Here is a 25,457-nt window from a genome sequence, read left to right as displayed (position 1 = left end):
GATGGAGGTCCTGACTGCAGGGGAGGCCGCCACATCCCGTTTCAGTCCCGAAGAGCTGTCCGTGCTGCTCGGCGAAAAGAACATCCCGACGCCGGAGCAGTCGGCCATCATCTCTTCCCCCCTGTCGCCCCGGCTGGTGATCGCGGGGGCGGGTTCGGGAAAGACCGCCACCATGGCGGACAGAGTGGTATGGCTGGTGGCCAACGGCTGGGTGACGCCCGAGGAAGTCCTGGGGGTGACGTTCACCCGGAAGGCTGCCGGCGAGCTCGCCAGCCGGATCCGGTCGAAGCTGCTGGCCCTGCAGCGGCTTGCCGCAAAGGACGCCGGCGGCGGGATGTTTCCGGAGGGCCTGCTCAGCAGCGACGCACTGGAACCCAAGGTGTCCACGTACCATTCCTTCGCCAGCGGCATCGTCTCGGACTACGGCCTCCGGCTGGGTGTGGAACGCGATGTGGTATTGCTTGGCGGCGCGCAGGCATGGCAGTTGGCAAGTGAGGTGGTTGAGGCCTACGACGGCGAATACGCCCACTTCCGGGCGGCGAAATCCACCCTGGTGAAGGCCGTGATCCAACTGGCGGGGGAGTGCGCCGAACACCTCCAGGAACCCGAGGACGTCGAAGCCTGGTTGATGGCGCGCCTCTCGGAATTCGAGTCCCTGCCGTATCTGGCAGACAAGAAGAAGAACCCGCCGCAGGCAGCGGCGGAGCTTGCCGGAATGCTGCGGACCAGGGCGAGCGTCGCTGATATGGTGGGCCGCTACGCTGCGGCGAAACGTGCCCGCGGCGCCCTCGATTTCGGGGACCTCGTGGCTCTCGCCGCGAAAGTGGCGCAGGAGGTTCCCCTGGCGGCCGCGATGGAGCGGCAGCGGTACAAGGTTGTCCTGCTCGACGAGTTCCAGGACACGTCGTACGCGCAACTGGTACTTTTTTCCCGCCTTTTCGGCGGCGGCCATGCGGTCACGGCAGTCGGCGACCCCAACCAGTCGATTTACGGGTTCCGCGGCGCTTCCGCCGGGCAGTTGTTCCACTTCGTCCGTGAATTTCCCGTCCGGACCGCTGAAACCGGCACGGGGTCGGGCTGGGCGCCCGCCCCAACCTCCTACTTGACCACAGCCTGGCGGAACGGCCGCTCCATCCTCGCTGCCGCAAACGTCATGTCCCAGTCCCTTGGCCTGTCGGCCGCCAGGCGCGGGCCGGCAGGAGCGACGGCGGCCGTGGCCGAAGTGCCCCCGCTGCAACCCAGCCCCCACGCTGTCGATGGAGCAGTGGTGCTGGGACGCTTCGCCAGCGACGTCGAAGAGGCCGCCGCGCTGGCCGAGGACGTCCTGAGGTACAAGGTCACAGACTTCGAAGCCACGGCGGACGGAACCGCCGTTGCCCCTGCCTTGGCCGTGCTGTGCCGCAGGCGCGCCCAGATGGAAACCATCCGCCGGCAATTCGAGGCCCGTGGCATCGCCTACGAAATCGTGGGCCTTGGCGGGCTCCTGGACACCCCCGAGATCGTAGACCTCGTCGCCACCCTGCGAGTCCTTGCGGACCCGGGCCGTTCCGATGCCCTCATGCGGCTCCTGGCCGGTGCACGGTGGCGCATAGGTCCCGCGGACCTGATGGCGCTGCGGGACTGGTCCAGCCAACTGGCGCGAAACCGGGGCAAAGCCTCCGCCGGACTCAACCTCGAGGACACCGACACCGACACCGTCACCGACACCGACAGCGACGCCGGTGAGGGGCCGGTCCTGGAAAGTGACCTCACGGACGGCGCCAGCCTCGTGGAAGCCCTGGACTTCCTGCCGCGCGACGGATGGACGTCGTCGAACGGACGGACCCTTGGTGCGCCGGCCCGCACGCGTCTTGCCCGGTTGTCGGCGGAACTGCGCCAATTGCGCGGTTACCTTGGCGATGACCTCACCACCCTCCTGGGTGAAGTGGAACGGGCCATGCTCCTGGATATCGAGGTGGCGGCACGGCCCGGGATCAGCATCCATCAGGCGCGGCGTAACCTCGACGCCTTCCAGGACGCCGCGGCGGGATTCCTCCGAACCTCCCAACGGGTGGATATCCTCGCCTTCCTGTCATGGCTGGAGGCTGCCTCCGCTGAGGAGAACGGCCTGGAAGCACCTGCCAGCGACGTGAACCGGGAAGCAGTCCAGCTGTTGACCGTCCATGCGTCCAAGGGCCTGGAATGGGACGTTGTCTTCGTGCCCGGGCTGAACGCGGGAGCCTTCCCGAGCGACAGGGATTCCCGCTGGAGCAGCGGGTCGGCAGCCCTTCCCTGGCCTTTGCGCGGAGACCGGGCGGACCTTCCCCAGTGGGACGTGGAACAACCGGACCAAAAGGGGTGGCTGGATGCTGAGAAAGATTTCAAGGCGGCGGTGCAGGCCCACGGGAAAGAAGAAGAACGACGGCTTGCCTACGTTGCCTACACAAGGGCCAAGCATGTGCTGTGGGTATCGAGCGCCGCCTGGGTGGGTTCTCGCGCCGGCCGGGCCGAGATGTCCCCCTTCCTGGCGGAGCTTGCACCACTGACCCAGCCGGCCGGCAACGAACTTCAGGCTGCCGCTGTGATCCATCGGTTGTCCTTGGAAGAGGCTGCCCTTCCGGAAGAAAGCCCGCTGACGCTGGAGACAGAAGAAGCGGTGTGGCCCTATGACCCGCTGGAGGGTCCGACGGACGCGCGGACCGGTGCGCGGCTCCGCATGTCACGTGGCCGCAGGGCAGCCATGGAAGCTGCGGCCGGGCGGGTGTTGGGCCTGCTGGAGGCCGGCGTGGAGCTGCCGGAGGCGTCCGGGAAATCCAGCGGAGCGGGCGTGCCCCGGAACGGCGGGGGGGCGCTGCTCACGGGAGCGGCCGCCGGCTGGGCGAGGGAAGCTGCGCTGTTGCTGGAACGCAGGGCCAGAAGGTCAGGCGGCCAGGAGGTTCACCTGCCTACCCACATCTCCGCCTCCACCCTCGTGGACCTCGGGGAGGACCCTGAAGCAGTGGCAGGGCGGCTGCGCAGGCCGGTTCCCCGCGAACCGGGCATGTCGGCGCGAAAGGGCACGGCCTTCCATGCCTGGGTGGAGGAGTACTTCGGAACCGCGGGGATGCTTGACCTCGGCGAGGCGCCGGGGTCGGACGATCACATCGATGCTGCGTACGACCTTGACGACATGGTGGCCACGTTCAAGGCATCCCCATGGGCCGACAGGTCCCCGGCCTTCGTTGAGGTGCCGGTCGAAACAAGGGTGGGTGACGTAGTTGTCCGGGGACGGGTCGACGCCGTCTTCCAGGACGCCGACGGCCGCTGGGACCTGGTGGACTGGAAGACCGGCCGCCGCCCGTCAGCCGGGCAGCTGAAGACCCGTTCGATCCAGCTTGCCGTGTACCGGCTTGCCTGGGCACGCCTGAAAGGCGTTCCGCTGGAAGACGTGCGGGCTGCGTTCTTCTATGTGGCGGACAACGCCGTGGTGCGGCCGCACGACCTCGGGTCGGCCGCCGAGCTGGAAGGAATAGTGTCGCGCGCCCTCGCCCGGACGTGAGGCGCGGGTTTACTTTGCGCGCAGCCGGCGTGCGTCCCGGTGCGGCTCAGCCCTGTTTGACGTTTATGACCGAGATGGCGGCGGTGGAGGTGTCATCAGGTCCTTGGGTCGTCGACGCCCCGTCCTCGGCGTCGGGTGCCTCCTCCACCGGGATGGGAGTCACATGCACGGCGGGCTGTGCGGGCGCTGCCGGTTTTGCCGGTTCTGCCGGGACCGGAACAACCGTGACGGCGGGGGAGGACCCGAAATGTGCCGGGGTGGGCACGGCGGTCGACGCGGTACTCTCCGAGGACGCCGGTGCAGCCGCTTCCGCATTGTCCCGGCTTGCGGGGTCCGGAAGGGGTTCGACGCTTATTGGCTGCCCACCAAACTCGGCGATGTCGCCGGCCAGGCTCTCCAGCATGCCTTCTGCCTCGATGACCATGGCCTCATCACCAGCTGCAAGCCCCTTGACCAGGTATTGTGCCAGCGCAAACTCCGCTGACAATGCAGCCCGGCGAAGGAGGTGCTGGTCCGGGGCGTCGCGGCGACCGGAGGTGTAGGACTTCAGAACTGCATCAACGAAGTCCTGCTCATTCGAAGCCACCAGCCAGGCGAAGTCGTCCGCGGGGTCACCGATCCTCAGGTCTGTCCAGCCGGTGACCGCCGTGACCCGCCCTGACTCGATAAGCAGGTTGTCTTCGTGCAGGTCGCCGTGGACCACGCAGGGGTTGAACCGCCACAGGGACACGTCCTCCATTGCGTGTTCCCAGCGGCGCAGGAGCGCGGCCGGAATCTTACCCGTGGTTGCTGCTTGGTCCAGCTCGTTCAGCCTCCGTTGGCGGAACTCGTTGGGGGTGTAGCTGGGGAGATCGGCGTTGCTCACCAAAGACCGGGGCAGGTCGTGGATGGCAGCCAGGGCGGTACCGATTTCGCGGGCGACGCTGCCCGGACCGGACGTCAATTCCTCAACGCTGCGCGTGGTGCCCGACAGGTGCGAGTACACGAAGGTGCTTAAGGTTCCCAGCCGTACGCTGCCGGCTACCGTGGGCATGAGGAAGGGCAGTTCGGCCCGCACGGCCGGAGCGAAGGCCCGCAGCACCAGGAACTCCGTTTCCAGCCGGGCGCTGGCCTCCGCGTGCCGCGGCGACCTGACCCGCCAGCGCTTGCCTTCTGAATCCAGGAGCAGGGCCGAGTCGAAGTCCGCGGGATCATCCGGTGCAGAACTAACGGCCGTCGGCGTCAGTCCGGGGACTGCCGCGGTTGCAATGGCCGCCAGCTCAATCGGTTTTCTTCTCACCGTTCCACGGTAGATTGCCAGCTGTCCCAGACTGAGGTCTGCCGGCGGCGAGTCTTGAGATTGCTTGAATTCAGGGGGCGTTACCTACCGGCAAACCGCACCATGAAATGTGAAATGTCCGGGGCAGTCAGTACGGTGGACTCATGAGCCATACGGAGTCTGTCCTGCCCGTTCACCAGGCTGCGCCGGCAGGGTTGCCCGCGAACCACCTGGCGGACACCCTGCTCCCGGTGCGGCCGGCCCTGGTGGACCGGGGATCTGCTGCCCGCATCAGGCCCGGCATGATCGATGACCTGCTGGCCGGTCCGGATGCGCTGGCCGTCGTCCTGTCGGGCCGGCAGGGCCTGGTGCAGGAAAGCACCATGGTGCTCGCCCCCGCCAGGGAACTTTTGGCGGAGCTTGAAAGGGCCGGGGCAACCCCGCACCTCGTGGTGTACCTTGGCTCCGCACTGCCCGGTTCGGACCTCCCGGAGGGCACGGAGCTGTTGCTGTTTGTCCTGCCTGAACCGCCCGAACCCGGTACGGCCGGCATCCCCGCGGATGCGGCCTGGGCGGGGTTCAGGGACGTTGCGGCAGGCCTGACCGCCACCTCCACGGCGTTGTTCGTGGAGTCCAGCGCCATCGCCAACTGGCACGCCGGCCACATACACTGCCCGCGCTGCGGCACGCCTACAGTCGTGGAAGCCGGCGGCTGGGTCCGCCGTTGCCCGGCGGACAACTCGGAACACTATCCCCGGACCGATCCTGCGATCATCGTCACTGTCGTCGGCGCGGACGGGCGGCTGCTGCTCGGTGGCGGGGGTCCCGTGGATGCCATTAATTACTCCACCCTTGCCGGCTTTGTTGAGCCGGGCGAATCGCTGGAGCAGGCCGTCGTCCGCGAGATCCAGGAGGAAGTCGGGGTCCGGGTTTCGGCCTGCCAGTATCTGGGCTCCCAGTCGTGGCCGTTCCCTGCCTCCCTTATGCTTGGATTTACCGCCGTTACCGAAGACACCCAGGCAACGCCCGACGGCGTCGAGGTCACCAGGGCCCGCTGGTTCAGCCGCGAGGAACTCCAGGAAGCCGTGCTCAGTGGCGAAATCACCATTTCCAGCAGGCTCTCGATTGCCCGCTCACTGATTGAGCACTGGTACGGCGGCCGGATCCGGGACCTGACCGGAGCCTAAGTAACTCCATCCACCAGACTCCAGCACGCGGTAGTCGAGAAACAAAGCAGCAGAAGTGACTACAGAGAATTTTGACGGAGCAGCCTCCCTGGAGGACCGGATCCTCGGGGGGCTGGACGCCGAACAGCGTGAAGTGGCCAGCACCCTCAACGGTCCGCTGTGCGTCCTGGCGGGAGCGGGTACGGGCAAGACCCGCGCCATCACGCACCGCATCGCCTACGGCGTCCATTCGGGGGTCTACACGCCCCAGCGACTGCTGGCGGTGACCTTCACCGCCCGGGCCGCGGCCGAGATGCGCAGCCGCCTGCGGGACCTGGGAGCGGGCAATGTCCAGGCAAGGACCTTCCACGCCGCCGCGCTGCGCCAACTGCAGTTTTTTTGGCCGCAAGCGGTGGGCGGCACCCTGCCGAACCTGCTGGATCACAAGGCCCAGATCCTCGCCGAGGCCGCCCGGCGGCTGAGGCTGAGCACCGACCGCGCGTCCATCCGCGACCTCGCCTCGGAGATTGAATGGGCCAAGGTGTCCATGCTGACGCCTGCCAATTACCTGGAGAACGCGCAGGGACGCGGTGCACCCGGGGGATTCGACCTCACGGCGGTGGCCCGCGTTTTCCAGTCCTACGAGGACGTCAAGACGGACCGCAACGTGATCGACTTCGAAGATGTGCTGCTGATTACGGTGGGCATCCTGCAGGAGGACGAGAAGGTGGCGGCCACGGTCCGGGAGCAGTACCGGCACTTCGTGGTGGACGAATACCAGGACGTTTCCCCGCTGCAGCAGCGGCTCCTCGAACTCTGGCTTGGCGGCCGCGACGAACTCTGCGTGGTGGGCGACGCCAGCCAGACCATCTACTCCTTTACCGGAGCATCCCCCCGTCACCTGCTGGACTTCAAGACCCGCTACCCGCAGGCCAACGTGGTCAAGCTCATCCGGGACTACCGTTCCACACCCCAGGTTGTAAAGCTGGCCAACGACCTGCTGGCGGGCCGGCGCAGCGGCGGCCCTGCCGCAGACGCCGCCTGGGCCACGCCCCTGCAACTCGTGGCCCAGCGTCCCGCCGGCCCCGTGCCCCAGTTCACCGAATGCACGGACGACGAAGCCGAAGCCGCCACCGTGGCGCTGAAGATCAAGGCACTGCTCGACGCCGGGACACCGGCGAGCGAGGTCGCGGTCCTTTTCCGCACCAACGGCCAGTCCGAGGCCTACGAACAGGCGCTGGCGGCTGCGGGAATCGGCTACCAGCTGCGGGGTGGCGAACGCTTCTTCGCGCGCAAGGAGGTGCGGGACGCCATTCTCCAGCTTCGCGCCGCCACCAGGGCCGTCAGCGAAGCGGATTCCCCGGAACCACTGGGCCAGGTGGTCCGGGACATTGTTTCCTCCCTCGGCTACGCGGATTCCGCCCCGCACAGTGGTGGCGCCCTCCGCGAGCGGTGGGAGTCATTGGCGGCGCTGGTGGCACTGGCCGATGAACTGGCGCAGAACCGCGGTCCGGAATTCGGGCTCGGCGACTTCGTCAACGAACTCCAGGAGCGGTCCCTCGCCCAGCATGCCCCCACCGTGCAAGGCGTGACGCTCGCCTCCCTGCACGCAGCCAAGGGATTGGAATGGGATGCCGTGTTCCTGGTGGGGCTCAGCGAAGGCCTGATGCCCATTTCCTTCGCGGATTCGCCTGAATCGGTCGATGAGGAGCGCCGGTTGCTCTACGTCGGGATCACCCGCGCCCGTGAACACCTCTCGCTGTCGTGGAGCACGGCGCGGACTCCCGGCGGCCGGGCCAACCGCAAGCCGTCCCGTTTCCTCGACGGGCTGCGGCCCGACTCCGTTGCCAGCTCCAGCGCCCGCGGCAAGGGACCGGTTCCGCGCCGCAAGGCGGCCGCTCCGGCAGTCTGCCGGGTTTGTGGCAGCATGCTGTCCACCGGGGCGGAGCGCAAGGTGGGACGCTGCAACGCGTGTCCGCCCAGCTACGAGGAACAGACCTTTGACGCCCTCCGGAACTGGCGGCGCGACGTCGCCCAGTCCGCTGACGTTCCCGCGTTCGTCGTCTTCACCGACGCCACCCTCACTGCGATAGCTGAGGCGCGGCCTGCGTCCCTCGAAGAACTTGCCGGGCTTGCCGGCATCGGTCCATCCAAGCTTGAACGCTATGGGGAGGATGTCCTGAAGGTCCTTGCCGAAAGCAGCGTGCTGTGAGGCGCGGCAGCCCGCCAGGCAGCCACGGGCAGCCCGCCGCCGTCCTGACCACCACCGGTGGATCCCCCGTGGAGGTGCGGCGGTCGGCGCGCCGCACCCGGACCGTCGCGGCATTCTGGGAAGACGGTACCGCCGTGGTCGCCATTCCGGCCCGGTTCACCGCGGCCCAGGAACGTGAGTGGGTCCACCGGATGCTGGCAAAGCTGCACAAGCAGGGGGAGCGGCGCGCCGCTTCCGGCCGGCGGCGTCCCGCCACCGACGAAGCCCTGGCCGCCCATGCCGCCCAGTTGTCTGAAACATACCTTGGCGGCCGGGCAACGCCCACATCGGTACGCTGGGTCGGAAACCAAAACTCGCGGTGGGGTTCCGCGACCCCCGCCGACGGGACCATCCGCTTGTCGGACAAACTGCGCCCGATGCCCCAATGGGTGATCGACTACGTCCTGCTGCACGAATTGGCGCACCTGCTGGTGGCCTCGCACAACGCGGCGTTCTGGCGGTTGCTCGAGGCCTATCCCCACACCGGGCGCGCGAAGGCGTTCCTCGAAGGTGTCTCATACGCCACCGCACGGGGCCTGGACAAAGACGCTGCCGCCCCGGACCGTGTGCCCAACACTGCCGGGAACCCCTGGCCGGGCGACGCCGACTAGGACCACCCACCGCTCAACGTCCGGCGCCAACCGCGCGCAGGCCCATCACCCCGGCTTAACGGACCGGCGCGGCCGGGAAACCCCCGGCCGCGCCAACCAATCTCAGCTCTTCGGCTGGTCCGAACCGCCGTCGTCCGTGTCCTGGCCGCCGTCATTTGTGTCCGTGCCGGCGGCGGTGTCACCGTCAGCACCGGGCGCCTCGTCGAAACCGCCGCTGAGCAACTTCTGCAGGGCGTCGTCGACCTCGCTGTCGCTCGCTTCGGCGAGCTTCCGGCGGGAGCTGAAACCCTTCGGGTCATCGAGGTCTTCCGCGGTGGGCAGCAGGTCGGGGTGGTGCCAAATGGCGTCTCGGCCTTCAATGCCGCGCTCATCTTTCAGCGTTGCCCACAGCGTCGCGGCGTCGCGCAGGCGCCGGGGCCGCAGCTCCAGCCCCACCAGGGAGGCAAATGCGTGTTCGGCCGGACCGCCGGTGGCCCTGCGGCGCCGCACCGTTTCCCGGAGGGCGCCGGCGGAGGGCAGCAGGTTCTCGGTGGCGGCAGCGGTGAGTTCGTCCACCCAGCCCTCCACCAGGGCCAACGCTGTCTCGAGCTTCTCCAGTGCCTGCTCCTGGGCGGGGGTCCGCTGCGGCATGAACACGCCCTGGGAGAGGGCCTCCTGGATGCCTTCCGGGTTGCTCGGGTCGATGTCCCGGGCGAGCTCCTCGATGCGGGAGGTGTCGATATGGATGCCACGGGCGTAGGCCTCGATGGCGCCCAGCAGGTGGCCACGCAACCACGGCACCTGCACGAACAGGCGTGCGTGTGCGGCCTCCCGCACGGCAAGGAACAGCCGGATGTCGTTCTCGGGCAGCGACAGGCCTTCGCCGAATGCCGCGACGTTGGCAGGCAGGAGCGCCATTTCAAGGTCGGCGAGCGGGACGCCAATATCGGTGGAGCTGACAACATCCTTGGACAGGGCCCCGATGGCCTGGCCCAGCTGCATGCCGAAGATGGCCCCGCCCATGTTCTGCAGCATCGAGGAGGCGCCGCCCATCATGGACTTCATCTCCTCGGGCATCTGCTCCGTCATGGCCGAGGACAGGGCGTTGGCGATGCTGTTGGCCACCGGTTCGGTCAGCCGCTTCCAGGTGCCAAGGGTTGCTTCCACCCACTCGGCACGGGACCAGGCTTTGCCGATCAGCCCGGTGGCGGGCAGGTCCGTTACCGGGTCCAACCACAGTTCGGCCAGGCGGAGTGCTTCGTCGACGTCCCGGGACTGCTGCGCGGTGACGGAGGGATCTGAACTGCCGGCGGCGACGCGCCGGGCGTTGTCGTGCGCCAGAGTCCAGTTGACGGGTCCTTCGGACGGCGCATTCATCATCGCCTGCACCTGGGAGAACATCTGGGCCAGCAGGTTGGGGTCGTCAGGCAGGCCGGCAGCCTTGGCGAGCTCGGCGGGGTCGAAGTTTTCCATCCCCTTGCCGCCCATCAGGTTCTGCAGCATCTCGGTCAACGGATCCTTGGGATTGTCGTCGCCGTTGGACGGATTGAGTGGGTTGGAGGTCATGGTCCCGCCGATCGATGGTGTGACTGTTGATCAGTCTTCACGGTACCCCGGTGGGGCGTGGCTGTCTGCCGCCCGCCGCCGTCGTTCGCTCTAGGCAAAGCGCCCCGGGACATCTTCACCGCGTACTGTTGGTGGGGTGACTACAACCCGTGGCGGCCATTCCTCCGAGGACCACGTTCCCGAGCTTCGCCCCTTCTCCGGTCCGGAACCAACGGGAGGCAACGGCCCCCTTGACGGCGAGGACGGCAGCGGCTCAGGAGGGGGCATGGTTGCGGACGACGGCGGGCGGCCGGGCAGGCGCCTGTCCACCATGATGGTTGCCGGGTTGGCGGCGCTGGGGCTGGGCATTGCTGTTGGGACCCTGCCTGTGCCGTATGTCATCGAGTCCCCCGGGCCCACCTACAACACGCTGGGGGAGAGCCAAGGGCATCCGGTCATCAGTGTCAGCGGCCATGAAACCTATCCTGCGGCCGGAAGCCTGGACCTGACCACGGTCTACGTTGACGGCGGGCCCACCGGCTCCGTCAGCATCCTCAGCGCTTTCTCCGCGTGGCTGGACAGTTCCAAAGCCGTGTACCCGGAAGAATTGATCTACCCCACGGGTACCACCAAGGAAGAGGCCCAGGAGCAAAGCGCCGTGGCCATGACCACGTCCCAGGAAAACGCCGTCGCGTCGGCTCTGAATGAACTCAAGATTCCTTTCAGCCAGCAGCTCCAGGCCGCGGACCTGTCAAAGGATTCCGCTTCCGCCGGGAAGATCCAGCAAGGCGACGTCCTGAAGACCATCAACGGCAAGGACATCACGTCCCTGTCCGTCATCCAGGATGAGCTGGCGGCAGGCAAGGGTGCACCGGCCACGGTAACGGTGGAGCGAGGAGGCCAGCCCGTTACCTTGGACATCACGCCCAAGGACAACGGCCAAGGCCGCTACATTCTTGGCGTCATGCTCAAGTACCTGTTCAATTTCCCCTTCCAAGTCCAGATTTCCCTGGACAAGGTGGGCGGACCGAGCGCAGGACTCATGTTTTCGCTGGGCATTATCGATACCGTGACGCCGGGTGACCTCACGGGCGGCAAGCACATCGCGGGCACGGGCACCATCGCCCCGGACGGCACGGTGGGCCCGATCGGAGGGATCGCACAGAAGATGCGCGGTGCCCGCGCATCCGGCGCCACGCTCTTCCTGGCGCCGGCCGGAAACTGCGACGAGGTGGCCGGCCATGTTCCGGACGGACTCCAGGTGGTCCGGGTGGAAAACTTGTCCCAGGCCCGGCACGCGGTGGAAGCCGCAGGCAGCGGACAGGACACGTCCGGCCTGCCGACCTGCGCAAACAACTAGACTGGGCGCATCTAGAACCGACAGGAACTAAGCTCCACCGCCACTCGTGGCACAGATGACGGACCATACCAGCCGTTTTTGGCCGGTAGGGTGCGTCGCTCGCACGCTTCGAATATTCTGACGACCAGCTATGAGGTACCCAGTTTGTCCCGTCCCGCCAGCACCATGCCCACAGGCAGACCCCCTTCACGTCGCGGCGCCTTGACGCCCACCCTGATCGTTGTCGCCCTGGTGGTTGTGGGCTTCATTTTCTTCGCCAACGTTTGGACCGACGTCCTCTGGTACCGGCAGCTGGGCTTCATCGAGGTCTTCATCACGGAGAACCTGGCCAAGATTGCCACGTTCGTGGCCGGCTTCGCCCTCATGTTCGCGGCTGTGTTCTTCGCGATCCGGATCGCCTATAACGCCCGGCCGGTCTACGCGCCGGATTCGGAGGTGCGGGACAACCTTAACAGGTACCAGGCCCAGCTTGAGCCGGTCCGCCGGATTGTCATGGTGGGGCTTCCCATCCTGTTCGGCCTGTTTGCGGGCAGCGCCGCGGCGAGCCAGTGGCAGAAGGTGCTGCTCTTCTTCAACCAGGTGGGCTTCGGGCAAAACGACCCGCAGTTCAACATGGACATCAGCTTCTACCTGATGACCCTGCCCTTCCTGGGGTTCGTGACCGGGTTCCTCATCAGCGTGGTGGTCATTGCCGGCATCGCGGGGATCCTCACCCACTACCTGTACGGCAGCATCCGGCTCATGGAGCGCGGCGTCTTCACCAGCCGCGCAGCACAAATCCATATAGCGGTCACGGGTGCGGCCTTCCTGGTGCTCCTGGGAGTCAACTTCTGGCTGGACCGCTTCTCGTCCGTGCAGAACAACGGCGGCCGCTGGGCCGGCGCCCTGTACACCGATGTCAACGCCGTCATCCCCACCAAGGCCATCCTCGCCGTCGCGGCCGCCCTGGTGGCAGTCCTGTTCATCGTCGCTGCCGTCATCGGCCGCTGGCGACTGCCGGTGATCGGCACGGCAATGCTGATTATTACGTCCATCCTGGCCGGCGGCGTCTACCCGTGGGTGATCCAGCAGTTCCAGGTGCGTCCGTCCGAACAGACGCTGGAAAGCCAGTACATCCAGCGCAATATCGACAACACCCGCAGGGCGTACGGCCTGGACGGCATCCAGGAAACCCGCTACGACGCCACGAACACGGCCAGCACCGGTGCGCTGGCACCTGATGCGCAGACCACGGCCAATATCCGGCTCCTGGACCCCAACCTGATCTCGGACGCCTTCGCGCAGCTGGAACAGTACCGCCCGTACTACCAGTTCCCCAAGGCCCTGAACGTGGACCGCTACGAGGTGGACGGCAAGATCCAGGACACCGTGATCGCGGTGCGCGAGCTGAACCCCACCAACGTGCAGACCAACCAGCAGGGCTGGCTCAACCAGCACGTGGTGTACACGCACGGCTATGGCGTCGTGGCCGCCAAGGGCAACAAGTTCACGGTGGACGGCAAACCTGAGTTCCTGCAGTCCGGCATCCCTTCCACCGGCGTCCTCGGCAGTGATTCCACCTACGAGCCGCGGATCTACTTCGGCGAGTCCTCGCCGGAATACTCGATCGTGGGAGCTCCGGACGGCGCCACCCCGCGCGAACAGGACCGCCCGTCCGGCAAGGAAGGCGAAGGCGAAACCCAGTACACCTTCAAGGGCAACGGCGGTCCGAACGTCGGCTCTTTCTTCAACAAGATCCTGTACGCCATCAAATTCCAGTCCTCGGACCTGCTGCTCTCGGACGGGGTGAACTCCGAATCGCAAATCCTGTACGACCGGAACCCCCGCGAACGCGTCCAGAAGGTGGCCCCGTACCTGACGGTGGACGGCGGATCCTACCCCGCCCTGGTGGACGGCCGGGTCAAGTGGATCGTGGATGCATACACCACCAGCCAGTACTACCCCTACTCGCAGCAGAAGCAGCTCTCCGATGCGACGGCTGATTCCCAGACCAGTTCCGGCCGCGCCGTGGCGCTGCCCAACAGCACGGTGAACTACATCCGGAACTCGGTCAAGGCCACGGTGGACGCCTACGACGGCTCGGTCACCCTGTACGCCTGGGACGATACCGACCCCGTCCTGAAGGCCTGGCAGAAGGTCTTCCCGTCCTCGCTGAAGCCGTACTCCGAGATGTCCGGTGCGCTCATGAGCCACGTGCGCTACCCGGAGGATCTCTTCAAGGTCCAGCGGGAGCTCCTGGGGCAGTACCACGTGACGGATCCCATCAGCTTCTACAAGAACAACGACGTGTGGAGCACTCCGGCTGATCCCACTGTGGACACGGACGTCAAGCAGCCGCCGTTCTACATGTCCTTGCAGATGCCCGACCAGCAGAAGCCGGCGTTCCAGCTGACATCGTCGTTCATTCCGCAAATTGTCAACGGAAACGCACGGAACGTCCTGTATGGCTTCCTGGCCGCCGACTCGGACGCCGGCAACCAGGCGGGGGTGAAGGCTGACGGCTACGGCAAGCTGCGGCTGCTGCAGATTCCGCCGGAGACCCAGGTCCCCGGCCCCGGGCAGGCGCAGAATAAGTTCAACTCGGACCCCACCGTGTCGCAGGCCCTTAACCTGTTGCGGCAGGGCGCATCGGATGTGCTGAACGGCAACCTGCTCACCCTGCCCGTGGGCGGCGGCATCCTCTATGTCCAGCCCGTCTACCTCAAGTCGACGGGCGAGACCTCCTACCCGACCCTGCAGCGGGTGCTGGTGGCATTCGGTGACAAGGTGGGCTTCGCGCCCACCCTGGACGCAGCCCTGAAGCAGCTCTTCGGAGGCGATTCGGGGGCAGCAGCCGGAGACTCGGCCAATAACGGGCAAACGCCCGCCGGGCCGGCAGCGCCTTCGACGCCTGCGGCAGCCGACGCCAAGGCCCAGCTGAAGGCGGCTTTGGATGACGCCAACTCGGCCATCCAGGCCGGCCAGACAGCCCTTGCGGCGGGCGACTTCGCCGCCTACGGCGAGGCCCAGAAGAAGGTCGCGGCCGCACTGCAGAAGGCCATGGAGGCCGAAGCCAAGATTCCGGTCACGGCTCCGGAGGCGACGCCGGCACCGGCCGCCTCCGGTTCACCTTCGGCGACGCCGTCCCCGTCAGCGAGCCGCTAGTCCGACGACGGCGGCCCGGCATCCCAGCCTCCACGGGCGCGGGTGCCGGGCCGGCGTAACGGACGTCACGCCCCGCCGATTTGGCCTCCGGTTCACCTCCCGGTAAAGTAGTTCTTGCGACGCGGGGTGGAGCAGTTCGGTAGCTCGCTGGGCTCATAACCCAGAGGTCACAGGTTCAAATCCTGTCCCCGCAACTGGAAGAAGGCCCGAACATTGGGAACAATGTTCGGGCCTTCTGCTTTGCCCGCGCGACAGCGCAGAGCCTTTCGGGAGGCGTGCCCCGGTGGTGCTCAGGGTGGTCGGGACCGCCGCAAAAGTAGGGTAGTGTTGATCAAGCGACGCGGGGTGGAGCAGTTCGGTAGCTCGCTGGGCTCATAACCCAGAGGTCACAGGTTCAAATCCTGTCCCCGCAACTTATGAAGGCCCCGCCGGCAGTTACGCCGGCGGGGCCTTCTTTTTGCCTGGATGCGCATAGTTCCTAGTATTCTCTTTCGAGGACCCCACGATCCGTGGGCAGCCATACGCCATTCTTGAGAGGTATGTTGTTCGATGGCCACACCCACGAAGAAGCCCGGCGCCGCGACGGGTAAGCGGTCCCGGCTCTATTGGGCGGTTCCCGCCGTCCTCGTGGCACTGGTCCTGGCAGTGCTGGCCGCCAGGCTGCTGATGGGACTGCCCGCCGTTGCGTCGTTCGTGGCCGATTACCCGGGCCAATCTGAACTGCCGGCCTCCGCCCCTGTTGGGTTCCCGGCGTGGCTCGCCTGGCAGCACTTCCTGAACGGTTTCTTCCTGCTCCTGATCATCCGCACCGGATGGCAGGTGCGGACCACCACCCGTCCCAGCGGGCATTGGACCCGCAACAACAAGGGCTTGATCCGTACCAGGAATGCGCCCACCAAGATCAGCCTGGAGCTCTGGTTCCACCTGACCCTTGATGCCCTGTGGATCCTGAACGGGCTGGTCTTCGCTGTCCTGCTGTTTGCCACCGGCCAGTGGATGCGCATTGTCCCCACGAGCTGGGATGTCGTTCCCAACGCCCTCTCTGCCGCGCTGCAATACGCGTCGCTGGACTGGCCCACGGAGGATGGCTGGATCAACTACAACGCGCTGCAGCTCCTGGCCTACTTCGTCACTGTTTTCATTGCGGCGCCGCTGGCATTCATCACCGGCCTGCGGATGTCCTCCGCGTGGCCAAAGAAGGCAGCCAGGCTCAACAAGGCCTACCCGATTGAATGGGCGCGTGCCGTCCACTTCCCTGTGATGATCTACTTCGTCGCCTTCATCGTGGTCCACGTCTTCCTGGTGCTCACCACCGGCGCGCTGCGGAACCTGAACCATATGTACGGTGTCAGCGACGACGACGGCTGGTTCGGCTTCTGGGTTTTCCTTGCGTCGGTCGCGGTCATGGTGGCCGCCTGGTTCTTGGCGCGTCCGATCTTCCTGCGCCCCATCGCGTCCCTTATGGGCAAGGTCAGCCGCTAGCCTCAGAGTCCTTGAGCTGCTGGTAAGTGTTCAGCGCCCGCTCCCGCGATTCCGGCAAGTCCACGAGCGGTTCCGGGTAGCCTTGGACCCCTGACTTCCAGGGTTCATGGATGGCTTTGCCGTCCAGCTCCAAAAGTTCGGGGATGAACTCGCGCAGGTACCTTCCGTTGGCGTCGAATTTCTTGCTCTGCGTGACGGGATTAAAGATCCGGTAGTACGGTGAGGCATCGGCGCCGGAACCCGCCACCCACTGCCAGTTGGCCGGGTTGTTCGCGGCGTCCGCGTCCACCAGGGTGTCCCAGAACCATTCCTCGCCGATCCGCCAATCTGTCAGGAGGTTCTTGACCAGGAAGGATGCGGCCGCCATCCGGACGCGGTTGTGCATCCAGCCCGTCTGCCAGAGCTGCCGCATGCCGGCGTCCACCAGGGGATAGCCCGTGTTTCCGTGCTTCCACGCCGCAAGTTCCCGTTTGCCTGGCGACCCCCACTGAAACTTGTCGAACGCCGGCCGGAAGTTTTGGGTGGCCAGGTCCGGATTGTGGTACAGCAGATGCCAGTTGAACTCGCGCCAGCCCAGTTCCGAGCGGAATGTTCCGACGTCGGCAGGGATTTTGCGGGGGTGGCGGCGGCGGATCTCGCGCCACACGCGGAACGGGCTGATCTCGCCGAACCGCAGGTATGGTGACAGCCTGCTGGTGCCATCGGTGCCGGGAAGGTTCCTGCCCGTGCCGTACTCCTCGATGGGGCCGTCCAGGAACTCCTCCAGGCGGTGTGCTGCGCCCTTTTCGCCCGGCTCCCAGGCCTCGGCCAGGCCGCCGCTCCAGTCGGGGGAAGTGGGAAGGAGGGCCCAGCTGCTGAGCGTGTCTGAGGCGGGCAGTCCGCGGCCGGACGGAGCAGGCCCCGGCAATGTCCCAGGTGCCTCCAGGGGGTCGCGGATGTCCGCCGCGGCCAGGCAAGCCCGCCAGAAGGGGGAGTACACCTTATACGGGCCGCCCGCGCCCGTGGTAATGGTCCAAGGCTCGAAGAGGAGGTTGGCTTGGAAGCTGGCGGCTTCGATGCCGTTGCTTCCGGCCCAGTCCTTGAGCCCGGCATCAATGGTCCGCTCGGGCTGGCCGTACCGCCGGTTCCACAAAAGATGCGTCGCCTTGGTCCGGGCAGCCAGGTCCTGGATGATGCCCGCCGCGGCACCGCGGCGCAGTACCAGCCGGGAACCTTTGCCTTCCAGGTCCGCTGCCAGCGCCACCAGGGAATGGTGCAGCCACCAGCGGGCAGCACCACCCAGCGGGCGTATTCCTTCGGACTCCTCGTCGAGGATATAGACCACCGTCATGGGACCGCCCAGGCGGGCCGCGGCGTCCAGCGCCGGGTTGTCGTCCAAGCGCAGGTCGTCGCGCAGCCATACCAGGGACGTTTGTTCAGTGGATGCCATACCACCACGCTACACACTGGAGGCAAGACAATGGCCGGGACACCGGTCCCGGCCATTGTCTTGTTCCATGCAGCGGATATCCCGCAGGTCAGAGCTTGTCGAAGTCGGCTTCGTCCACCGTGGATCCGGACGTTGATGCCTGGCTGCCTGCGCCGAGGGCAGGCTTGCCCCCGGCCTTCAGCGCTGCCAGCCTGGCTTCGATCTCCGTCTGCTCTCCCAGGTCTTCCAGCTGGTTGAACTGTGCATCGAGGCTGGACGCGGCAAGTTCCTCCTGTCCGCGGACCTTGGCCTCCTCGCGGCGGATCTTCTCTTCGAAGCGGCCGACTTCGCTGGTGGGGTCCATGATGTCGATGCTCTTAATGGCGTCGTGCACCTGCGACTGGGCAGCGGCGGTCTTGGACCTGGCGACGAGTTCATTGCGCTTGCTGGTCAGCTGGTTGAGCTTGTTCTTCATCTGGTCCAAGCCCACCTTGAGCTTGTCCACGATTTCGCGCTGGGAGGCGATGCTCGGCTCAGCGCCCTTGGCTTCACTCTCGGCCGCCATCTGGCGCTGCAGGGCAACCTTGGCCAGGTTGTCGAATTTCTCGGCGTCGGCCACATCGCCGGCGGCGCGGAATTCGTCAGCCTTGCGGGAGGCGGCGAGGGCTTTGTTGCCCCAGTCCTGGGCGTTCTTGATGTCCTCGTTGTAGTCGTCCTCGAGCATCCGGAGGTTGCCGATGGTCTGGGCCACGGCGGATTCGGCCTCTGCGATGTTGTTCGTGTAGTCGCGGACCATCTGGTCCAGCATCTTCTGCGGATCTTCGGCGTTGTCCAGCAAAGAGTTGATATTCGCCTTTGCCAGCTGTGCGATCCGGCCGAAAATGGACTGCTTAACCATGGTGTTTGCCTTTCGTCCTGCTCTGTGTTGACCCACTGGAACCGGTGCACAGTGGTGTACTGCTGTTGTCCGCCGGCCGGATTGCTCCGGTCTGGGCCGGCGGAGGGTCTAGAAACTGCCGGAGTCGCCGCCGCCGAAGTCTCCGCCGCCGAAGTCTCCGCCGCCGAAGCCGCCGGAGTCTCCGCCCCAGCCGCCACCTCCGCCGGAGTCCCCGCCCCAGCCGCCACCGCCGCCCCAGCCGCCGTGGCCGCCGTTCAGGATGGAGTTGATCAGGATGCCACCAAGGATGGCACCGCCCAGGCCGCCGCCACCGCCGCCGCCGAACATGCCGCCACGGCCGAAGCCCTGGTTGGCGTAGCCGTCAAAGTGGTCAACGTCTGCCTGGGCCAGTTGTGCTGCCTGCGCCGCCAGGGCGTGGGCCTGCTGTGCATAAGTCAGGGCCGTGACCGGATCTGTCCGTGCGATGGAGAGGGCGTAGTCGAGGTTGCGCTGGGATTCGGCCAGTCGGGTCCGCGCCTCGGTGCCAACGCCGCCGCGCCGCGCTGTGATGTAGTCGGAGGTTGCGCTGATTTGGGCTTGCGCGGACATGATGGTTTGCTGCAGGGATGCCTGGGCGCGCCGCGCCTGCTCCTGCTGGTCCCGGATGCCGGTCAAGGCCTGGTCCAGGGTCTGGTGCGCGCTTTCGACACGTTGCAGGGTGGCGACAGGATCGATCTTCCCGCCCTGGATTTCGCTCTTTACCTGGGCAAGGGCCGCTTCCACCGCAGCCACGGGGCCCGCCAGCTCGGCGTGGGTTCCGGACTGGATCATGGCCTTTGCCTGCGCCAGGTCCTGCGCCGTGTCCACCACCGCCGTTTCGACGCTGTTCCGGGCTTCATCGAGGCTCGCGGACAGCTTGGAGATGGCGTCCAGCAGGACGTTGGTTTGGTGCAGGCTCTCCTCGGCTGCGCGGACTGCCACGGCGGCGAGGCTTTGCTCGCCCCCGTCCAGTTTCTGCTGCGCGGTTGCCGAGGCGTTCTGCACGAAGGCCAGCCGCTCCTTGGCTTGGACGATGTTGTCAGAAACCTGTGTCAGCGCGCTGTCCGCGTACTTGGACCGCATTTCGGCAAGCGACTGCTCGGCCGTGGAAATCTTGGCGTCCGCTTCCCGGGCTCCGGCATTGACGGCCGCGAGGGCCTGGGGCGCGTTCTTTTCCAGTTCACGCAGTGAGTCGAAGTCCGCTTTCTGCTCCTGCAGGGAGGCCAGGGCGGCCTCGGACCGGCGGATAATCTCGCCCAGCCAGGTGCGTTGCTGTTCTTCGGTGTCCGGAATGTGGTCATCAAGCTGCTGCTGCAATTTGAAGGACTCGCCCATGTGGGCTTTGGCTTCCTCCAGCGCTTTGGTGAAGTTCCCCACGGCGGAGTCGCCGTACTGCGCCTGGGCGAAGCCGAGTTCCTGTTCGCTGGACTTGATGGCGTCATCAGCTTCGATCAGGAGGGAGCCACTCTTGCGGCGGAGTTCGTCCACGCTCAGCGAAGCCAATGGGTCCAGCTCGGCACCTTGGGGGCCGTAGCTGCCCGTGGAGGCCTGGGCTGCGGCCTTCTTCCGGCGGTTGCGGTAGTACAGGCAGGCGCCGCCGCCTGCCACGACGACGCCGGCTCCAACCAGAACCGCGGCGCCTGCACCGTCACCGGAAGACACACTGCCGCTTCCGCCATTGGCGGCGTCGCCGATTGCTGAGGCGGTGTCGATGGCAGCCTGCGCATAGTCCTTCTTGCCCCCGGCCAGGTTGGCGGTGACTGCGTTTTGGCTGATGTTGGCCTGCTTGGACCGGATGGGGCTGCTCGAATTCGTGACGAAGTTGAACTTGCCGTCATCAACAGCAATTGCCAGGACGGCGTCAGCCCTGCCCATGGTCCTCAGCTCAGCTACTTTCTGGGTCCACTGGGCCGGATCGGTCGGGTTGGTGAAGGTCTTCACCGTGACCACGTACAGGTTGTACTTGTGGTCTTTCAGTAGCTTCTGGATGGCGTCCTGGACTTCGCCCTTCCGGCTGCCCAGGACGTTGGCATTATCAACAATGTTCGTTCCGGAGGGAATGGTCACCGGGTCTTCGGCCCAGGCCGCGCCGGCGGGAATCGTGAGCAGCCCGGCAAGGCCGATCACGGCGAGGAAACGTTTGAACTTTGACCGCATGTGCAACCCTTCAGCACGCCTGACACCGACTCGGGACGAATCAGTCGTCGAATCCAGCAGCGCCCCCACGCTTGGTGTGAAGCCGCAGGTCGCTGTGGCAATTCATCTTGATTCTATGGTGCACCCCACAGCCAGTCCATGCGGCCGAATATGCCGCCAGCGAAACACATTGCGGGGTTCTATGGGAACGCCACGACGTTCAGGAAGCTTTCAGCAAACATCCGAGCTTGTTCCAGCGGGACGGGTCATAGTTAATGGCAGACAAGGATGAAAGGAAGTCCCATGACTGAGAATCACACGCCAGGACCGGTCCCGGAGGGCAGCGCGGGCAGCCGGAACCCCTGGCAGCAGCAGGACCCGCAGCAGCCCGGAGCCGGCCCGGCGGACACTCAGTCCGGGGGCGGGGGCAATGCCGGCCACGAGCAGGGACAGTACGGTGCCGCTGACCAGCAGCACGACCCCACGGAACGGCTGGACCAGCCGCAGGCAGCACGCCAGGACCACACCCAGGAGCTCCCCGGCGCTCCCAGGCCCGTTTACCCGCAGCGCCAGCCTTTCTACGGCCAGTCCGGATACTACGGCCAGCAGCAGAACGGCCAGCCAGGCCAGGGCGCGGGGCCCGGTATGCAGCATTCAAGTGTCGGCCTGGCGCCCAATCCCAAGGATGCTCCGCGCCGGAAGGCGACCTTCGGCATCGGCACCCTCATCGCCAGCATCCTCGCCGCTGGGCTTGTGGGCGGCGGCGTGGCAACGGTGGGCGCAGGTGAACTGTTTGGAAACGCCGGCTCCGGCACCTCGGCGGTGGGTGGCAGCAACCAGCCGGGAACGGTCATCGTGAATAACAAGGATGACGTCAACGCCATTACAGCCGCCGCGGTGAAGGCTTCCCCCAGTGTCGTTACCATCAGTGCCACCAGCGGCAGCTCCGGTGGCACCGGTTCGGGCATCGTCCTTGACGACCAGGGACACATTCTCACCAACACCCACGTGGTCACGCTGGACGGCCAGACGGCCAACGCCACCCTTGAAATCCGCACCAGCGACGGCAAGGTCCTTCCCGCGAAGCTCGTAGGCACGGACCCCTTGTCCGACCTCGCGGTGATCAAGGTGGACGACACCTCAAGCCTCACTCCTGCAACCCTGGGGGATTCCTCCAAACTCAACGTGGGTGACACCGCCATCGCCATCGGTTCACCGCTTGGGCTGACCGGGACGGTGACGGATGGCATCGTGTCCACGCTGAACCGGACCATCAGTGTGGCATCGTCGGCAGCCCCGCAGGGCGGTGACAACAGCCAGGGCGGTGACCAGGGCTTCCAGTTTGCGCCTCCGGGCGGCGGACAAAGCCAGCAAAGCTCGAGCCAGGGATCCATCGCCATCAACGTCATCCAGACCGATGCAGCGATCAATCCCGGCAACTCCGGCGGCGCCCTCGTCAACAGCAAGGGTGAGATCATCGGCGTGAACGTGGCCATCGCGTCCGCAGGCTCCGGCACCTCGACGTCCCAGAGCGGCAACATCGGCGTCGGGTTCAGCATCCCGATCAACAACGCCAAGCGCGTGGCGCAGGAGATCATCGACAACGGCAAGGCCTCCCATGGCCAGCTCGGTGTCAGCGTCAAGGCGAAGAGTACCTCCGGTGCGTCCTCGGAATTCTCGGTAGGCGCCGACGTAGCAACGGTTGACGCCAGTTCGCCGGCAGGGAAGGCCGGGATCAAGGTCGGCGACGTCATCACCAAGTTCAACGACCTCAGCATCGGTGAACCGAACCAGCTGACCGCGGCGGTCCGCGAGCAGCCGGCAGGTTCCACGGTCAAGATCACGGTCCAGCGCGGCGGCAAGGAGCAGACGTTCGACGTCACGCTCGGCGCGGCAGCCAGCTGACACGCCCAAGCCATCACGACGGCGGCGTCCCCACCCAGGGGGCGCCGCCGTCGGCATGTCCGGCGCAACGGAAAACCTGACACAGGCGTTAACGGAAGAGGGCGCCCGGACGCGCCGATATGGTTAGCTAGGAGCTACCCGCCTGCCGGGCATTCCGCGGCCATGACCCACCCGGCTGGCTGTCCACAAGCATGGAAGGCTGCTGTAAACACAGTGGAAGAGACATTGAAGATCGTAGTCCTGGTCAAACATGTACCGGACGCCCAGTTCGACCGACACCTGGGTGGCGAGGGCAACACCGCGGACCGCGACGAGAGCATCCTGTCCGAGCTCGACGAATACGCCCTGGAAGCTGCCCTGCAGCTTGCCGAGGCCCGAGGCGGAAGCAAGGCCGGCAACCAGGTCATTGCCCTGAGCATGGGCCCTGCCGGGGCCGTCAACGCCGTAAAGAAATCGCTGCAGATGGGCGCCACCGAAGGCGTCCACCTCACGGACGACGCGCTCGCCGGCTCGGACGCGGCTGCCACCTCGCTGGCACTCGCGGCGGCGGTCCGGCACCTGGGCGGCGTGGACCTGGTCCTGACCGGGATGGCGTCCACCGATGGTGAGACCTCGCTGGTCCCAGCCCAGCTGGCGGAGCGGCTCGGGCTGCCGCAGGTAACCTTCGCATCCTCGCTGGAGGTCGACGGCGGCCGGCTCACTGCCCGGCGCGACGCCGACACGTCATCGGAGACTGTGGAAGCAGCACTGCCCGCGGTCGTGTCCGTCACGGACCAGATCAACGAACCCCGGTACCCCAACTTCAAGGGCATCATCGCGGCCAAGCGCAAGAGCATCACCACGCTCTCCCTCGCAGACATCGGCGTGGACCCTGCCCAGGTTGGCTTTGCAGGGTCGTGGACCACCGTCACCAGCGCCGAACAGCGGCCGCCGAGGACTGCCGGCACCATCATCACCGACGAGGGCGACGCCGGCATCAAGCTGGTTGATTTCCTGGCCGCCCAGAAGCTGCTCTAAGGGGACAACGACATGGCAAAAGTACTGGTATTCATCGACAGCCCCGGAGCTTCGCTCAAGAAGAGCAGCCTGGAGCTGCTGACCCTGGCTCGTTCCCTGGGGGAGAGCGCCGTCGCGGTCAACGGAGACCTTTCCGACGACGTCGCCGCCACCTTGGCGGAATACGGTGTGGGCACCGTCCTGCACCCGTCGGCCGAGGACCTGGGTGATTTCCTCGTAGCGCCCAAGGCAGCCTACCTGGCCGCAGCGGCAGAGGCAGCCGGAGCCGGGATCGTGCTGCTGGATAACTCTCCGGAAGGCAAAGAGATCGCGGCGCGGCTGGGCATCCGGCTCAACGCCGGCGTCATCACCGACGTCGTCGCCGTGGACCCGGACGGTACCGCGCACAAGTCGGTCCTGGCCGGCTCGTACAACACCTCCTGCAAGGCCACGACGGCCGTTTCCGTGCTCACGCTCAAGGCCAACAACGTGGTTCCGGAACCCGCGCCCGCACCCACCACGCCCGAAACGGCAACCGTGGAGGTGCCCGCCGTCGCCAACGTTGCCCGCATCACTGCCCGCGAGCAGAAGGTGGCCAGCGGCCGCCCGGACCTCACCGACGCCCGGATCGTCGTTGCCGGCGGCCGCGGCATGGACGGCGACTTCGGTCCCGTCGAGGAGCTGGCCGATGCCCTCGGTGCCGCCGTAGGAGCTTCCCGCGCAGCCACCGACGCCGGATGGATCAGCCACGACGCACAGGTGGGGCAGACCGGCAAGACCGTTTCCCCGCAGCTGTATATCTCGGCAGGCATCTCCGGTGCCATCCAGCAAAAAGCCGGCATGCAGACGTCCAAGGTCATCGTCGCCGTGAACAAGGATGCCGAATCGCCGGTCTTCGAGATCGCCGACTTCGGCATCATCGGGGACGTCTTCGATGTCCTGCCCCAGGCCGCAGCCGAGATCAAGAAGCGCAAAGGCTGATCCGTTGACTGCTTCCAGCGAGCAGGCAGGGAGCCCGTTCAACCCGGAATTACACCGGGTTGGGCGGGTGCTCTGTTTTGCGGCCCACCCCGACGACATCGACTTCGGCGCAGCGGGCACCATCGCCGCGTGGACGGCTGCGGGGGTGGAGGTGAGCTACTGCATCATGACCGACGGCGATGCCGGCGGCTTCGATCCTGCCCACCGCGCGGACATCATCGCCATGCGGGACGCCGAACAGCGCCGGGCAGCGGAGCTGGTGGGCGTCACTGACATCCACTACCTCCATCAGCGTGACGGCTACCTTGAGGCCTCCCACGAGGTGATGAAAGGCGTGGTGCGGCTGATCCGCGAAGTCCGCCCCGACGTCGTGCTCGCCATGCACCCTGAACGGAACTGGCAGCGGATCCAGAAGAGCCACCCGGACCACCTGGCAGTGGGGGAGGCGGTGACCCGGGCCGTGTACCCAGCACTGGAGAACCCCTTCGCCTATCCCGAGCTGGCGGAGGCCGGGCTGGAAGCCTACAAGCTGCCGTGGCTCTGGCTTTATGCGGGACCGGGTGAACGGGAAAACCACTTCGTCGATGTCACCGACCAGGTTGACGCGAAACTCGCCGCCATCCATGTCCACGTCAGCCAGCACCCCGACGTGGAGGCCATGGAAGCCACCGTGCGCCAGGGCATGCGCACCAACGCCGCGCGGGCAGGAATGCCGCGCGGGCGCAGTGCCGAGGCCTTCCACGTGGTGGCGGTCAACGGGCCGGACACCATCGCCGGCTTCTAGGACGCAAGAAGCCCCCCG

The 25,457-nt window shown here is 66.3% G+C and carries 16 protein-coding genes and 2 tRNA genes; 13 read left to right on the top strand and 5 right to left on the bottom strand.

The window, feature by feature from the left end; translation table 11 throughout:
• Position 1: 1 nt before the first annotated feature.
• The gene (locus QRM96_RS13715; RefSeq protein WP_502934892.1) at positions 2-3,517 is read left to right on the top strand and encodes an ATP-dependent helicase; all 3,516 of its coding nucleotides are present in this window, start codon (positions 2-4) and stop codon (positions 3,515-3,517) included.
• 46 nt (positions 3,518-3,563) lie between these two features.
• Here QRM96_RS13715 and QRM96_RS13710 read toward each other — a convergent pair whose 3' ends face one another.
• The gene (locus QRM96_RS13710) at positions 3,564-4,796 is read right to left on the bottom strand and encodes a macrolide 2'-phosphotransferase (RefSeq protein ID WP_285319993.1); all 1,233 of its coding nucleotides are present in this window, start codon (positions 4,794-4,796) and stop codon (positions 3,564-3,566) included.
• 143 nt (positions 4,797-4,939) lie between these two features.
• Between QRM96_RS13710 and nudC the strand changes: the two genes are divergently transcribed.
• The 3 genes from nudC to QRM96_RS13695 are packed head-to-tail and all read left to right on the top strand — an operon-like array spanning position 4,940 to position 8,803.
• Complete coding sequence (gene nudC / locus QRM96_RS13705; RefSeq protein ID WP_285319992.1) at positions 4,940-5,962, top strand: NAD(+) diphosphatase; 1,023 nt, start codon at positions 4,940-4,942, stop codon at positions 5,960-5,962.
• 55 nt (positions 5,963-6,017) lie between these two features.
• Positions 6,018-8,153 carry an ATP-dependent helicase gene (locus QRM96_RS13700; protein WP_285319991.1) on the top strand — a complete coding sequence of 712 codons (2,136 nt, stop codon included), beginning with the start codon at positions 6,018-6,020 and terminating at the stop codon, positions 8,151-8,153.
• Positions 8,150-8,803 (top strand): M48 family metallopeptidase, encoded by a 654-nt coding sequence (locus tag QRM96_RS13695; RefSeq protein ID WP_133830993.1) that lies wholly within the window; start codon positions 8,150-8,152, stop codon positions 8,801-8,803. Before QRM96_RS13700 ends, QRM96_RS13695 begins: the two co-directional genes overlap by 4 nt.
• A 102-nt stretch (positions 8,804-8,905) precedes the next feature.
• Here the strand turns inward: QRM96_RS13695 and QRM96_RS13690 are convergent, their stop codons facing one another.
• Complete coding sequence (locus tag QRM96_RS13690) at positions 8,906-10,348, bottom strand: zinc-dependent metalloprotease (protein ID WP_285319990.1); 1,443 nt, start codon at positions 10,346-10,348, stop codon at positions 8,906-8,908.
• 265 nt (positions 10,349-10,613) lie between these two features.
• Between QRM96_RS13690 and QRM96_RS13685 the strand changes: the two genes are divergently transcribed.
• The 5 genes from QRM96_RS13685 (at position 10,614) to QRM96_RS13665 (ending at position 16,313) form a co-directional block, all read left to right on the top strand.
• The gene (locus tag QRM96_RS13685; RefSeq protein WP_018760259.1) at positions 10,614-11,687 is read left to right on the top strand and encodes a YlbL family protein; all 1,074 of its coding nucleotides are present in this window, start codon (positions 10,614-10,616) and stop codon (positions 11,685-11,687) included.
• A gap of 165 nt (positions 11,688-11,852) precedes the next feature.
• The gene (locus tag QRM96_RS13680; protein WP_196803300.1) at positions 11,853-14,831 is read left to right on the top strand and encodes a UPF0182 family membrane protein; all 2,979 of its coding nucleotides are present in this window, start codon (positions 11,853-11,855) and stop codon (positions 14,829-14,831) included.
• Positions 14,832-14,951: 120 nt separating this feature from the next.
• Positions 14,952-15,025, top strand: a tRNA-Met gene (locus tag QRM96_RS13675).
• A gap of 145 nt (positions 15,026-15,170) precedes the next feature.
• A tRNA-Met gene (locus QRM96_RS13670) sits at positions 15,171-15,244 on the top strand.
• 136 nt (positions 15,245-15,380) lie between these two features.
• Entirely contained in the window at positions 15,381-16,313 is a 933-nt protein-coding gene (locus QRM96_RS13665; protein WP_285319989.1) for a cytochrome b/b6 domain-containing protein, read from the top strand.
• Here the strand turns inward: QRM96_RS13665 and QRM96_RS13660 are convergent.
• The 3 genes from QRM96_RS13660 to QRM96_RS13650 form a co-directional block, all read right to left on the bottom strand.
• Complete coding sequence (locus QRM96_RS13660; protein ID WP_285319988.1) at positions 16,303-17,742, bottom strand: cryptochrome/photolyase family protein; 1,440 nt, start codon at positions 17,740-17,742, stop codon at positions 16,303-16,305. The two genes, QRM96_RS13665 and QRM96_RS13660, sit on opposite strands and share 11 nt — an antisense overlap.
• 88 nt (positions 17,743-17,830) lie before the next feature.
• The gene (locus QRM96_RS13655) at positions 17,831-18,619 is read right to left on the bottom strand and encodes a PspA/IM30 family protein (protein WP_018760255.1); all 789 of its coding nucleotides are present in this window, start codon (positions 18,617-18,619) and stop codon (positions 17,831-17,833) included.
• 108 nt (positions 18,620-18,727) lie between these two features.
• Entirely contained in the window at positions 18,728-20,794 is a 2,067-nt protein-coding gene (locus QRM96_RS13650; protein WP_285319987.1) for a TPM domain-containing protein, read from the bottom strand.
• A 282-nt stretch (positions 20,795-21,076) separates the two neighbouring features.
• On the opposite strand from QRM96_RS13650, the gene QRM96_RS13645 reads away from it, so the two are divergent.
• The 4 genes from QRM96_RS13645 to QRM96_RS13630 all read left to right on the top strand — a co-directional run bounded on the left by QRM96_RS13645 (position 21,077) and on the right by QRM96_RS13630 (position 25,439).
• Positions 21,077-22,678, top strand: coding sequence for a S1C family serine protease (locus tag QRM96_RS13645; RefSeq protein ID WP_109863767.1), 1,602 nt, complete (start codon positions 21,077-21,079; stop codon positions 22,676-22,678).
• Positions 22,679-22,903: 225 nt separating this feature from the next.
• Complete coding sequence (locus tag QRM96_RS13640) at positions 22,904-23,695, top strand: electron transfer flavoprotein subunit beta/FixA family protein (RefSeq protein WP_018760252.1); 792 nt, start codon at positions 22,904-22,906, stop codon at positions 23,693-23,695.
• A gap of 12 nt (positions 23,696-23,707) precedes the next feature.
• A complete protein-coding gene (locus tag QRM96_RS13635; protein ID WP_285319986.1) occupies positions 23,708-24,655 on the top strand; it encodes an electron transfer flavoprotein subunit alpha/FixB family protein in 948 nt (315 codons plus the stop codon).
• Between the two features lie 4 nt (positions 24,656-24,659).
• Positions 24,660-25,439, top strand: a complete 780-nt coding sequence (locus tag QRM96_RS13630) for a PIG-L deacetylase family protein (protein WP_026264262.1) — start codon at positions 24,660-24,662, stop codon at positions 25,437-25,439.
• Positions 25,440-25,457: the final 18 nt, after the last annotated feature.

Origin of the sequence: Pseudarthrobacter sp. lyk4-40-TYG-27, assembly GCF_030209295.1 — a bacterium.
In the GTDB taxonomy this organism is placed as follows: Bacteria; Actinomycetota; Actinomycetes; order Actinomycetales; family Micrococcaceae; genus Arthrobacter.
This window is presented reverse-complemented; position numbering and strand designations above follow the sequence as displayed.

Coding starts and splice junctions, on each gene's coding strand:
- QRM96_RS13650 (WP_285319987.1), bottom strand. CDS start 20,794: ATGCGGTCAAAGTTCAAACGTTTCCTCGCCGTGATCGGCCTTGCCGGG.
- nudC (WP_285319992.1), top strand. CDS start 4,940: ATGAGCCATACGGAGTCTGTCCTGCCCGTTCACCAGGCTGCGCCGGCA.
- QRM96_RS13665 (WP_285319989.1), top strand. CDS start 15,381: ATGGCCACACCCACGAAGAAGCCCGGCGCCGCGACGGGTAAGCGGTCC.
- QRM96_RS13690 (WP_285319990.1), bottom strand. CDS start 10,348: ATGACCTCCAACCCACTCAATCCGTCCAACGGCGACGACAATCCCAAG.
- QRM96_RS13635 (WP_285319986.1), top strand. CDS start 23,708: ATGGCAAAAGTACTGGTATTCATCGACAGCCCCGGAGCTTCGCTCAAG.
- QRM96_RS13715 (WP_502934892.1), top strand. CDS start 2: ATGGAGGTCCTGACTGCAGGGGAGGCCGCCACATCCCGTTTCAGTCCC.
- QRM96_RS13645 (WP_109863767.1), top strand. CDS start 21,077: ATGACTGAGAATCACACGCCAGGACCGGTCCCGGAGGGCAGCGCGGGC.
- QRM96_RS13680 (WP_196803300.1), top strand. CDS start 11,853: ATGCCCACAGGCAGACCCCCTTCACGTCGCGGCGCCTTGACGCCCACC.
- QRM96_RS13655 (WP_018760255.1), bottom strand. CDS start 18,619: ATGGTTAAGCAGTCCATTTTCGGCCGGATCGCACAGCTGGCAAAGGCG.
- QRM96_RS13660 (WP_285319988.1), bottom strand. CDS start 17,742: ATGGCATCCACTGAACAAACGTCCCTGGTATGGCTGCGCGACGACCTG.
- QRM96_RS13685 (WP_018760259.1), top strand. CDS start 10,614: ATGGTTGCGGACGACGGCGGGCGGCCGGGCAGGCGCCTGTCCACCATG.